The organism is Brooklawnia cerclae, assembly GCF_011758645.1.
Classification (GTDB): domain Bacteria; phylum Actinomycetota; class Actinomycetes; order Propionibacteriales; family Propionibacteriaceae; genus Brooklawnia; species Brooklawnia cerclae.
Genome location: NZ_JAAMOZ010000004.1, coordinates 201,417 through 213,005, shown reverse-complemented (window position 1 = coordinate 213,005; position 11,589 = coordinate 201,417). Strand labels below are relative to the sequence as shown.

The 11,589-nt window shown below is 68.8% G+C and carries 9 protein-coding genes; 7 read left to right on the top strand and 2 right to left on the bottom strand.

Going from position 1 to position 11,589, the window contains the following annotated elements; translation table 11 throughout:
• Together FB473_RS16750 and FB473_RS16745 are read right to left on the bottom strand one after the other, a co-directional pair.
• Positions 1-361, bottom strand: a 361-nt coding sequence (locus FB473_RS16750; protein ID WP_167171669.1) for an NAD(P)/FAD-dependent oxidoreductase, incomplete at its 3' end; no start/stop codon positions are given.
• Positions 358-1,047, bottom strand: coding sequence for a GntR family transcriptional regulator (locus FB473_RS16745; RefSeq protein ID WP_167171666.1), 690 nt, complete (start codon positions 1,045-1,047; stop codon positions 358-360). The genes FB473_RS16745 and FB473_RS16750, both read right to left, overlap by 4 nt.
• 235 nt (positions 1,048-1,282) lie before the next feature.
• Here FB473_RS16745 and FB473_RS16740 point away from each other — a divergent pair, with 235 nt between their 5' ends.
• The 7 genes from FB473_RS16740 to FB473_RS16710 all read left to right on the top strand — a co-directional run bounded on the left by FB473_RS16740 (position 1,283) and on the right by FB473_RS16710 (position 11,514).
• Entirely contained in the window at positions 1,283-3,052 is a 1,770-nt protein-coding gene (locus tag FB473_RS16740; protein ID WP_167171663.1) for an ABC transporter substrate-binding protein, read from the top strand.
• A gap of 65 nt (positions 3,053-3,117) precedes the next feature.
• Positions 3,118-5,004 (top strand): dipeptide ABC transporter ATP-binding protein, encoded by a 1,887-nt coding sequence (locus FB473_RS16735; RefSeq protein WP_167171662.1) that lies wholly within the window; start codon positions 3,118-3,120, stop codon positions 5,002-5,004.
• On the top strand, positions 5,001-5,963 hold the full coding sequence (locus FB473_RS16730; protein WP_167171660.1) for an ABC transporter permease: 963 nt from the start codon (positions 5,001-5,003) through the stop codon (positions 5,961-5,963). The genes FB473_RS16735 and FB473_RS16730 overlap by 4 nt, the downstream gene beginning before the upstream one ends.
• On the top strand, positions 5,960-6,919 hold the full coding sequence (locus FB473_RS16725; RefSeq protein ID WP_167171658.1) for an ABC transporter permease: 960 nt from the start codon (positions 5,960-5,962) through the stop codon (positions 6,917-6,919). The genes FB473_RS16730 and FB473_RS16725 overlap by 4 nt, the downstream gene beginning before the upstream one ends.
• Positions 6,916-8,205, top strand: coding sequence for an alpha/beta fold hydrolase (locus tag FB473_RS16720; protein ID WP_167171655.1), 1,290 nt, complete (start codon positions 6,916-6,918; stop codon positions 8,203-8,205). Before FB473_RS16725 ends, FB473_RS16720 begins: the two co-directional genes overlap by 4 nt.
• Complete coding sequence (locus FB473_RS16715; RefSeq protein WP_167171652.1) at positions 8,205-9,629, top strand: aminopeptidase P family protein; 1,425 nt, start codon at positions 8,205-8,207, stop codon at positions 9,627-9,629. Before FB473_RS16720 ends, FB473_RS16715 begins: the two co-directional genes overlap by 1 nt.
• Positions 9,622-11,514 carry a glycoside hydrolase family 127 protein gene (locus FB473_RS16710; RefSeq protein ID WP_167171648.1) on the top strand — a complete coding sequence of 631 codons (1,893 nt, stop codon included), beginning with the start codon at positions 9,622-9,624 and terminating at the stop codon, positions 11,512-11,514. The genes FB473_RS16715 and FB473_RS16710 overlap by 8 nt, the downstream gene beginning before the upstream one ends.
• Positions 11,515-11,589: the final 75 nt, after the last annotated feature.

The following is an 11,589-nucleotide window of genomic DNA, read 5'->3' as shown; positions in this document are numbered from 1 at the left end:
ATGCCGCGCCGCGCTGCTCGGCGGCGAAGCCGGTCAGGGCCGCACCACCGGCCTCCGTCGTCGCGACCACCAGGCCGCCCTTGGGCTCGAACTCGATGTCACCGAGGGGCTCGCCGAGTTCGGCCGCGAGTTCGGCCGCGACCTGGGGCCAGCGCGCCCGGGCGGCTTTGGCGAGCTCGAGTTCCATTCCCGGACCCTTGTCGGACACGAGCAGGTTGCCCTCGCAGTGGCTGGAGGTCTGGCCGGCGACCGCCCCGCGCTCGAGCACGGTCACCTGGTGGCCGTCCTGGGCCAGCGCTCGTGCGCAGGCCGCACCCATGATCCCGGCGCCGATCACGACGACGCGACGCAAGCCGGTCATGGGAGCTCCGGTCGTCCGGACCACCAGCCCAGGACGTGCCCGATGTGGCTGTGCAGAAGGTCGGCGGCGTCCTCGGCGGCCCCGTCGACGAGCAGGTCGACGAGGTGCTGGTGCTCCTCCGCGGAGCGCAGGAGCGTGGGAGTGCCGACGATGTTGCGCAGGCCGACCATCCTGCTCTGCTGGCGGAGCTCCCGGACGGTGCTCACGAGGCGGTGGTTTCCGGTCAGCTCCAGCAGTGCGCGGTGAAAGCGCCAGTCAGCGGCCAGATAGTTGGACAGATCGCCCTGCGCGGCGTAGCCGACGATGGCGGTTGCCAGGGTGGCGAACCGCTCGGCCTCGGCGACGGGAAAAACCACGGCTGCCTCGCGGATCGCGGCGACCTCCAGCCAGCGCCGCAGTTGGACGACCTCGATGAGGTCCTGCTCGCTCACCTCGGTCACCCGGTAACCCTTGTTCCGGATGGCCTCGACGAAACCGCGGTGCTCCAGGTCGAGCAGCGCCTCACGGACGGGGGTGGCCGAGACGCTGAACCGTTCGGCGAGGCTGGGGACGCTCACCATCTCTCCCGGGGCGAGCTGGCCCGTCGTGATGGCTGAGGACAACTCGTGGAGGACTTGCTCTCGAAGGGTGCGCCGAGTGCCCAGCCGTGTGATGGCTGGTGGCTCGACGGGCACGGGCAGGCTCATGAGTGAAATATTACAGGACTCGTCTGCCGATCTGTCCAGAAGCCACGAAAATGGTCGTGGCGACGGCGTGAGGAAGAGTTGCGTCCGATGATATTACCTAGTCAGAGCGGATTAGAACGGTAGTTTGAGTCGATCTTGTGACACTTACGTATCAGTCATGTTTCCGACGTTCAAGCTCAGTGAAATGTCGTCTATAACATATTACTGATCCATTCGTTTCCCGGAGGGAACCCACATGATCCACCCGAACAAGGCACGGTGGCTCGGCGCTGCGACGCTGTCGGCCATCCTGCTGCTCACCGGCTGTACCGGTTCGTCCGATTCGGGCGACTCCGCGTCCGAAGCCGCCACCACCGGCGGTGTCCTCAAGATCGTCGGCACGGCGGACGTCGACCATGTCGACCCGACCAGTGCCGCCCTGGTGTCGACGAACAACCTGCTCCGCGCCACCACCCGGCAGTTGATCAGCTACGCGGCCTCCACCGACGAGTCGGAGCGGATCGTGGCCCAGGGCGACCTGGCCACCGAGGTGCCGACCCCGACCGACGACGGGCTGGTCTACACCTTCACCATCCGTGAGGGCGCACAGTTCGACGCTCCCTCCGGCGCCCGGCAGATCACCTCGGCCGATATCGCCCGTGGCTTCGAGAAACTGTGCAATCCTTCGATTCCTGCGGCGTCACTGGGCTACTTCCAGACGCTCATCGAGGGCATGGACGAGTACTGCGAGGCCTTCCAGGAGGTGTCCCCCGAGGCCGCGCCGATGAAGGAGTACATGGAGTCCCACGACATCTCCGGCATCGACAGCTCCGACCCGACCAAGCTCGTGATCACGCTCACGGAACCGGCCAGCGACTTCATCTACATGGTGTCGCTGCCGGCTGTGAGCCCGGTCGCGGTGGAGTCGCTCGACTACGTGCCCGATTCGCCGGAGTGGCGGGAGAACTTCATCTCGTCGGGTCCCTACACGATCTCCGAGCACGTGGCCGATCAGTCGATGACCCTGGTCCGCAACGAGGCGTGGAAGCCCGAGTCCGACCCGCTGCGCTCGGCCAATGTGGACAGCATCGAGATCACCTTCGGGGTGAGCGCCGATGCCGCGATGCAGCAACTGCAGTCCGGCGATGCCGACATGACCTTCGACATCACGATCCCCTCGGCGATCCTGCAGCAGCTCACGGCCGTGAACGACCCGAACCTGTTCACCCTGACGTCGGGACAGGTCAACCCCTTCATCTGGATCAACACCAAGACCGACAACAACAACGGGGCCTTGAAGGACCTCAAGGTTCGTCAGGCTCTGAACTACGCCGTGGACAAGGCAGCGGTCGTGCAGCAGCTCGGTGGCCCGGACGTGGCGGCGGTCAACAACGGCATCTTCGGCCCCGGCGTCCTCGGCTACGAGGAGTTCGACCCGTACCCCTCGACCGACTCCGCGGGCGACCCGGAGAAGGCCAAGGAACTGCTCGCCGAGGCGGGCTACCCCGACGGTCTGACCCTCAAGATGCCGTATCGCACGCAGAACGCCGAACCGGCCATCGCCCAGACGATCCAGGCGAGCCTGGCCAAGGCGGGCATCACGGTCGAACTGATCCCGGTGACGCCGGCCGACTACTACTCGAAGTTCATGACCAACCGTGAGAACACGGCATCCGGCGCTTGGGACATCGCCCCGGTCGGCTGGACGCCCGACTGGGCGGGTGGTTCGGCGCGCTCGGTCTTCCAGCCGCAGTTCACCTTCACCGGGACTGCCCAGACCTACAACTACGTCGACTACAACAACGAACAGGCCAACGCGCTGGCCGCTCAGGCGCTGCAGGAGACCGATCCTGACAAGGTCGCAGACCTGTGGCACCAGGTTGACGAGGCGGTCATGGCCGATGCCCCGATCATCTCGGTCGCGGCCCCCAAGGTGATTCTGTATCACTCGACCGCGGTGGAGAACTTCAAGCCGTGGGCGCTGGGCGTCCAGGGTGACTGGACGAACGTCAGCATCTCCCGCTGATCGATCCCGGCCGGCGGGGAGCATCGCGCTCCCCGCCGGCGACCCACGAACTCAGGAGGTCGTCAATGGCGTTGCTGGACGTCGAGCATCTCAGCATCCAGATCCCGACGGAGGATGGGATCATCCACGCCGCTCAGGACATCAGTTTCTCGGTCGAGGCGGGCACGCTGTTCGGGATCGTCGGTGAGTCGGGCTCGGGCAAGTCGGTGCTGACGCAGGCCATCACCGGTCTGCTGCCGGGGGCGTCGGTCACCGGGCGTGCCCTGCTCGACGGCGAGGACCTTCTCGCCCTCAGTCCCGAGGAGCTGCGCCGCAAGCGTGGTTCCCAGATCGGGATGATCTTCCAGGACCCGCTGTCGACGCTCCACCCCTTCTACAAGGTCGGCGCCCAGATCGTCGAGGCCATCCAGGCGCACGAGAAGGTGCCGGCCCGCGAGGCCCAGCGGCGTACCGCCGAGATGCTGACGCGCGTCGGCATCCAACCCGACCAGGCGTTCTCCGCCTACCCCCACCAGTTCTCCGGTGGCATGAGACAACGGGTGATGATCGCGATGGCGCTGATCTGTCACCCCCAGCTGGTGATCGCCGACGAGCCGACCACCGCACTGGACGTCACCGTCCAGCACCAGATCATCGAGCTGCTCGACGAGATGCGTCACGAACTCGGAACGACGATCGTGATGATCAGCCACGACCTCGGGCTGATGGCGACGGTGGCCGACGACCTCATGGTTCTCTACGCGGGCAACCGCATGGAGACCGGCCGCAGCGAGGCACTCTTCCGCCAGCCGGCCCACCCGTACACCGCCGGGTTGCTCGCGTCCTCCCCCTCGCGGGGAGTGCCCGGAGAGCCGCTGGTGGCCATCCCGGGACGCCCGCCCAGCCTGCTGGACGTGGCGGAGGGATGCGTGTTCGCGGACCGTTGCCGGATGGTGATGGAGCGGTGCCGGTTCGAGCGTCCGCCCGTGCGCGTGTACGACGACGGTGGCGAGGCGACCTGCTGGTTGGAGCGCCCGGCGGTGCTGTCCGAGGAGCCCGCACCGCTGCCGAGCCGGACGGGCGAGCAGGTGCCGACGCCGGGGCTCACCCGTCCCGTGGCCGACGATCTGCTGCGCAACACACCGATCGTGGAGGTCAGCGGGGTCCGCGTCAGCTTCGCGCAGCGCGGGACGCTGCGGCGTCAGCCCCCCAGGGAGGTGCTCAAGGGGATCGACCTGGTCGTCCACACCGGGGAGACCGTCGGGCTGGTGGGGGAGTCGGGTTGCGGGAAGTCCACCCTCGCACGAGTGATCGCCGGGCTCCAGCCGATGGACGCGGGCACAGTGCGGCTCGCGGGGCACGACCTGTCGACCCTTGGCGCGCGGCAGTGGCATCAGCTGCGCAAGGAGGTGCAGATCGTGTTCCAGGACCCGATCGGCTCGCTCAATCCCCGCCGGCGCGTGGGAGCGATCATCGGCGACCCGTTCCGGATCCACCATCTGGCGTTCGGGGACGAGCGGCGCCGCCTCGTGCAGCACCTGATGGAGGTGGTCGGGCTCAAGCCCGAGCACTACAACCGCTTTCCCGGGGAGTTCTCGGGCGGGGAGCGCCAGCGCATCGGCATCGCCCGGGCACTGGCACTGAATCCGTCCCTCATCATCTGTGACGAGCCCGTGTCCGCGCTCGACGTCTCGGTCCAGGCGCAGGTGCTCAACCTGATGAAGGAACTTCAGGCTGAGTTCGGGCTGTCCTACCTGTTCATCTCGCACGATCTGGCGGTGGTCCGGCACATCTCCGACCGGATCGCCGTGATGGACGCGGGCCAGATCGTCGAGCTCGGCGACGCCGCGCAGGTCCACGACCATCCACACCATCCGTTCACTCGACGACTCCTGGAGGCGAGCATGCATGCCACACTCCGCGACCCCGGCACACCGAGGAAACTGCTCGTGCAGGCGGGAGAGCGGGCATGAGCGCGATCGAGGTGACGGGACGCGGCGCGCTGGCGCTCACGTGGCGACGCCTGCGCCGCGATCCCGCCAGCGTGGTGGCGAGCTTGTTCATCCTCGCGCTGATCGCGTTCGCGCTCGCCGCACCGCTCGTCGCGCAGTGGACCGGCCACGGCGAGGCCGAGCAGTTCCGCGACACGGGGCTCACCCCGGCGGGGCTGCCGGTCGGCCCGTCCCGTGAGTTCCTGCTCGGCACCGACCACCTCGGGCGGGACGTCCTGGTGCGCCTCGCCTACGGAGCGCGGGTGTCCCTCCTGGTCGGCGTGTTGGCCTCGTTGGCCGCCTCGGTAATCGCCGTGATCGTCGGCACGGTCGCAGGCTTCGTCGGCGGATGGGTGGACACCGTGCTGTCCCGGCTCATCGACCTGGTGATGAGCGTCCCCTTCCTGCTGTGCGCCCTGGCGATCGTGTCCGTGTTCGGAGCGTCGCTGACGCTGAGCGTGAGCGTCATCATCTTCTTCAGCTGGGCGAGTCTCGCGCGCATCATCCGTGGTCAGGTGCTGTCGCTGAGGCAGCGGGAGTTCATCGAGGCGTCCCGCTCGCTCGGTGCGGGGCTCCTGTCGATGATGGTGGTCGACGTGCTGCCCAACCTCGCGGTGACGATCACGATCTACACCACGATGATGATCCCCTCGGCGATCGTGTTCGAGGCGACCCTGTCGTTCCTCGGCCTGGGCATCGTGCCCCCGGCGGCCAGCTGGGGAGGCATGCTCGCCGACGCCTCGGCGTCCTCGGTGTATCTGGCGGCCCCGTGGCTCGTGCTGTTCCCGGGGCTCGCGCTGCTGTTCAGCACATTGAGTTTCAACGTCCTGGGCGACTCCCTTCGGGATGCCCTCGACCCGAAGGCCTCGCGGGTCTCGAGCAGGGCGGCGGCACGACGGTTCGCCAAGATGGCCGCCGCGGGGAAGAAGGTCTCGGCATGATCCGGTTCGTCATGAAGCGCCTGGGCTTCGGAGTGCTGGTGTTGCTCGCGCTGAGCGTGTTCGTGTTCGCCCTGTTCTACGTCGCGCCCGGCGACCCGGCCCGCATGATCGCCGGCGACAAGGCGACCGAGGAGACCCTGGAGCTCATCCGCCGCAACCTCGGACTCGACCTGCCCATCTGGCAGCAGTACCTGAAGTTCCTCGGCAACGCACTGCAGGGCAACCTGGGCTTCTCCTACCGCAACCAGCTACCGGTCGCCCAACTGATAGCCGCGCGTCTGCCCGCGACGATCTCGTTGATCATCGGGGGCGTCGTGATGTGGCTGGCGATGGGTGTGCCGATCGGGGTCTTCTCCGCCCGGCGCCCGGGCAGCATCGGGGACCGCCTCGGCCAGATGGTCACGCTGGTGGGCCTGAGCTTCCCGACGTTCGTGCTCGGCATGGTGCTGTTGTACACGCTGTACTTCCTCCCCCGGAAGAACGGGTTCACGCTGTTCCCGCCCGGCGGATACGTACCGTTCTCCGACGACCCGGTGCAGTGGGCGTGGCACCTCGTCCTGCCGTGGTTCACCCTCGCTCTGGTCACGGCGGCGGTGTACGCGAGGCTGACCCGCGGGCAGCTGCTCGACGTGCTCGGCGAGGACTACATACGCACGGCCAGGGCCAAGGGGCTGACCGAACGCCAGGTGATCTACAAGCACGCGATGCGCTCGACGCTGACGCCGCTGACGACGCAACTCGGCAACGACATCGCGGTGCTCCTGGGCGGGGCGATCGTCATCGAGCAGGTGTTCGGCCTCCAGGGCATCGGCCAGCTCGCGGTCCAGTCGGTGGCCTCCAACGACCGCCCCATCATCATCGGGGTCGTCCTGCTCGGCGGGGTGTTCATCGTTGTCGGCAACCTGATCGTCGACGTGCTCTACGTCGCGATCGATCCACGAGTGAGAGTGCGATGATACATTCGCGATACACGGCCGGGGGCATGACGTTCACCGACCGCTCCATCCAGGTTCCGGTGGACTGGAGCGAGCCGGGGGGACGCAGCACCACGGTCTTCGCCCGCGAGGTCGTCTCGGCACGGCGTGCCGGCGAGGACCTGCCGCTGCTGGTGTACCTGCAGGGTGGGCCGGGCGGCAAGTCTCCTCGTCCGACCGGTCAGGACGGATGGCTGCCGACCGCGTTGGAGCGGTTCCGCGTGATCCTGGTCGATCAGCGGGGAACCGGGCGCAGCGGGCGGCTACAGGGCAGCGACGTCGCGGATCTGTCGCCCCGTGACGGTGCCCGGCTGCTCGCGTGCTATCGAGCCGACTCGATCGTGGCCGATCTCGAGGCCCTCCGTTCGTCCGAGTACGGCGATCGCCGGTGGGCCACCCTCGGGCAGAGCTTCGGGGGGTTCATCACGCTGGAGTACCTGTCGAAGGCACCCGAGGCGCTGTCGGCCTGCTATGTGGCGGGCGGACTCGCGTCGGTTCGGCCGGACGCCGGTGAGGTCTACCGGCGCACCTATCCGAAGATGGTGGACCGGACCGGCAGGTTCTACGAGCGTTTCCCGGACGACCGCGATCGCGTCGCGGCCCTGGCCGACCAGTTGGAGGCCGAGGACGTCCGGCTCCCGGACGGCGACAGGCTGACCGTCCGCCGCTTCCAATCCCTGGGTATCGACCTGGGCATGCGACCGGGCTCCCTGCGCCTGCACTGGCTCGTCGACGAGGCGTGGGCAGGAGGCGAACCGGGAGGCCCGTTGACCGACACCTTCCGCGACCAGGTCATGACGCTGTCGTCCCTGCGCGACCGGCCTTTGTTCATGGTGTTGCAGGAGTCGATCTACGGCATGCCGGGGACGGCGACGCGGTGGGCGGCGCAAGCAGAGCGTGATCGTCACCCCCAGTTCGCCGAAGAGGCGCGGCCGCTGCTGTTCACGGGGGAGATGATGTTCCCCTGGATGCTCGACGAGGTCAGCGCGCTGCGGCCCTTCGCCCCCGCCGCGCGCGCTCTGGCCGAACACACCGACTGGACGTCCCTGTACGACCTGGATCGGCTACGTGACAACGAGGTGCCGGTGGCGGCGGCCGTCTATGCCGACGACATGTACGTCGATGTCGGGCTGTCGCTGGAGACGGCCGCACTCGTGGGGAACCTGCAGGCATGGGTCACCAACGAGTTCGAACACGACGGCCTGCACTCGGGCGGCGTGCTCCCACGATTGTTCCAATTGGTCGACAACGAAGGAGGCCCCCGCTGATGCATCTCCATGACCGTCCACTGCCCGCGCCCCAACCGCGCGAGATCCTGCCGAGGTTGGTCGACATCCCCGATTTCGTGAGGGACGTCGGGCAGGGTTGGGCTCCGGTCGACCGGTCGCCCGACCTGCCCGACGGGCTCGCGGAGTCGGTCGCCGGTCATCGGCGTGCGCTCGGGGAGGCGTTCCCCGGCGCGGTGATCGTGGTGTCGGCCGGAACGCCACCCGTCCGCAACGACGATGCCTACTACGCCTTTCGCCCCGACTCCGATTTCGTGTGGCTGACCGGGTGCGCGGCGAAGGACGCGGTGCTCGTGATGACTCCGGCTCCGGGCGGGCATGACGCGGTGCTGTATCTTCCCGAACCGGTCACCGCGTCCGATCGCGGGTATCTGTCGGAACGTGAGCGCTCCGAGCTGTGGGTCGGGCCGATCCCCTCGCTGGCCGAATGGTCGGCGGCCCTGCAGATCGAGGTGAAGCCCCTCGACGGTCTGCCGGTGCTGCCCGCATCGGGCGTGCTGGCCGCCGGGTCACCGGTGAACCCCGGTCCCGTGGACGGCCTGCCGATCTCGGCCGAACTGGGCACCGAGATCTCGCGCCTGCGCAGGATCAAGGACGCCTTCGAGATCGGGCAGCTACGGCAGGCCGTGGACGCGTCCGTGGTGGGATTCGGGGCGGTCGCCTCCGAGATGGGCACGGCGATCGAGAGCGGCGGCGAGCGCTGGTTGCAGGGAACCTTCGACCGGACGGCGCGCACCCTGGGCCACGGGCCCGGCTACGCCAGTATCGTCGCTGCGGGCCGGCACGGCCCGATTCTCCACTGGACGAGGTGTGACGGCGCGATCACCGCGGACGACCTGATCCTGCTGGACGCGGGCGTCGAGGCGGAGACCTTCTACACCGCCGACGTGACCCGCACCTTCCCGGCGGGCGGGACGTTCAGCCCGGCGCAGCGTCAGGTGCACGATCTCGTGGAGGCCTCCCAGCGCGCGGGCCTGGCGGCGGTGCATCCGGGGGCGGCGTGGACGGCGTTCCACCACGCCTGCATGGAGGTGCTGGCGAACGGGTTGCACGACTGGGGCCTGCTGCCGGTGTCGGTGGACGAGGCACTGTCGCCGTTGGGCCAGCATCACCGCCGGTGGCTGATCTGCGGCATCGGTCACCACCTCGGCCTGGACGTGCACGACTGCTCGAAGGCCGCCAGCCGGGACTACGTGGGATCGCTGATGGAGCCGGGAATGGTGCACACCGTGGAGCCGGGCCTGTACTTCCACGCACACGACCTGACGGTGCCGCCCGAGTTGCGCGGAATCGGTGTCCGCATCGAGGACGACGTCCTGGTGACCGACGCCGGTGCGGAGGTGCTGACCGCCGCGCTGCCGATCGATGCCGCGGGGTTGGAGCAGTGGGCGGCAGGGCATGCCTGAGCGGCGGCCGATCTCGCCGGTGGTGCCGAGCCCGGATGCGCTGGGTGGGCTGCGTCCCCTCGGGCTGGGCGAGGTCACCATCACCGGCGGCCTGCTGGCCGAACGCCAGCGGGCCAGTGCCCGCAACGGCATTCCCGCCGGACGACGCGAACTCGAGACCTCGGGTGTGCTCGACAACTTCCGCAGGGCCGCCGGCGCCCAGGGGCTCGTCCCCAGGGGACCGCGATTCGCGGATTCGGACGCGTACAAATGGCTGGAGGCCGCCGCGTGGGAGAGCCGCCGGTCGGGTCACCCGGTCGGGGATCAGTCGCGCATCGGGAGTCTGGTCGCGGCCGCGCAACACGCGGACGGATATCTCGACACGATGACCGACGACGCCTACGCCGACCTGACGTGGAGCCACGAGCACTACGTCGCCGGGCATCTGATCCAGGCGGCGATAGCGCAACACCGGGCAGGCGGCGCGGACGAACTGCTACCCGTGGCGGTGCGCCTCGCCGACCACCTCGGTGAGCGGTTCGGCCCCGGGCGCGACGAACGCCTGGACGGTCATCCGGAGGTAGAGACCGCCCTGGTGGAGCTCTACCGTGAGACCGGCCGGCGTCGGTACCTGGACCTGGCCCGGTGGATGGTCGACTCCCGTGGCTCGGGCCGGATCACCTTCCACGAGTTCGAGAGTTCGTACTTCTGCGATCGGGTGCCGGTCCGGGACCAGGAATCGATCGAAGGACACGCGGTCCGCGCGGTCTATCTTGCCGCCGGCGCGACCGATGTCGCGGTCGAGACCGGCGACACCGTTCTGCTCGATGTGCTGCGGTCGCAGTTCACCGCGATGTGGGCGAGCCGTACCTATCTCACGGGGGGAATAGGAGCCCGCTGGGAGCAGGAGGCGTTCGGGGACGCCTTCGAGCTGCCGTCCGACCGGGCGTACGCCGAGACGTGCGCGGCGATCGGGCTGGTGCAGTGGGCGTGGCGCCTGTTCCTCGCCACCGGGGAGGCGAGCTACGGCGACGCCATCGAACGGGTGCTGTACAACGCGGTGCTGAGCGGGGTCTCGGCGAGCGGCGATCGGTATCTCTACGTCAACCCCCTCGAACTGCGCTCCGGGGCGCTGGCCCACGACGGGCGGAGCCCGGCCAACGGGCGGCGGGCATGGTTCGACTGCGCCTGCTGCCCGCCGAACGTGATGCGGCTCCTGGCCAGCGCCGCCGCCTACCTGGCGGCTGCCGACGAGAGCGGGCTGTGGCTGGTGGGCTACGCGTCCTCGACCGTCGACACGGGTTGGGGGCACGTGCGGATCGACACCGACCACCCGCACGGCGGAGGGGTGCGCGCGGTCGTCACGGGCGGCGGCGTGGATGAGTGGACGCTACGGCTCCGGGTGCCCGGGTGGGCCTCGGGGGTCGAGGTCGAGGCGCCGGGCCGTCGCGTGTCGGTGGCCGACGGCTGGGCGCTCGTCGAGGGCGCCTGGCACGAGGGCGATGCCGTCGACCTCAGCTGGAGCGTCGCGCCACGGCTGATCGCGGCCGACTCCCGGCTGGACGCGGCCCGGGCGGCGGTCGCGGTCGAGGTCGGGCCGTTGGTCCAGGCGTTCGAGGAGATCGACAATCCGGGTCTGGAGGAATGTTTCGTCCTTCCCGGTGCCCGGCCGAGGCTGGACGGCACCCATCCCGACGGCTCGGCGAGGGTCAGGCTGGACGGGGTCCGGCGGCCTGCGTCCGGTGCGGAGTGGCCCTATCGGGAGATCGCGGCGGCCGGGGATCCGGGAGCCCGGCCGGTCGGTGAGGCCGTCGGGCTGACGAGCGTTCCCTATCACGCGTGGGGCGAACGAGCGGTCGGGCCGATGCGCGTCTGGCTACCGGTGGACCAGGTCTTCTCAGGTTAGGGGTTCTGCACGTGTGGGGGGCCGGGGAGAGGATCTATGATCCACCTACAAGCGGACCGTATCGATCGACCAAGG